The organism is Actinomadura logoneensis (assembly GCF_003428695.1).
In the GTDB taxonomy this organism is placed as follows: domain Bacteria; phylum Actinomycetota; class Actinomycetes; order Streptosporangiales; family Streptosporangiaceae; genus Spirillospora; species Spirillospora logoneensis.
On the sequence record NZ_QURH01000361.1, the window covers coordinates 1 to 577 of the forward strand.

The following is a 577-nucleotide window of genomic DNA, read 5'->3' on the forward strand; positions in this document are numbered from 1 at the left end:
TGGACGACGCGGGCGACGTCGCGGGCGCGCGCGAGGCCGACCGCGCCGCGATCGCCACCGGCGACGCCGAGTACGGCGCGCGCGCCGCCTACCACCTGGCGCTCACCCACGAGCGCGCGGGCGAGCACGACGAGGCCGAGCCCGCCTGGCGGGTCGTGGTCGACTTCGGCAACCCCGCCTACCTGCCGCCCGCGCACCTGGCGCTGGCCCGGCTCGCCGACGACACGGGCGACTTCGACCGCGCCCGCGAGCACTGGGAGGAGACCGTCGCGACCGGGGACCGCGAGTACGGCCCGCTCGCCGCGCACGACCTCGCGCAGCGGCTGCTGGAGCGCGGCGAGCCGGCCCGCGCCCAGCGGGTCCTGACCGCCGGGCTGAGGCTCGTCGACCGGGCGTCCGCGCCGCACGCGCACTCCCGGCTCGCCGTCGCGCTCGGTATCGCCTGCCTCGACCAGGCGATCGGCGCGTTCGGCGCGGCGCTGGGCACGGCGGGCGAGCCCGCCGACCCGGAGGTCGGTCCGCTGGCCACCGAGCTGCTCGCCCGCACCCTGCCGCTGCGCGGCCGGGACGGGGAGGC

The 577-nt window shown here is 80.1% G+C and carries 1 protein-coding gene; it reads left to right on the forward strand.

Features of this window, described 5'->3' with window-relative positions; translation table 11 throughout:
- Nucleotides 1-577 (forward strand): tetratricopeptide repeat protein (locus tag DZF91_RS22730; protein ID WP_147341274.1); only part of this gene is annotated, 577 nt, incomplete at both ends.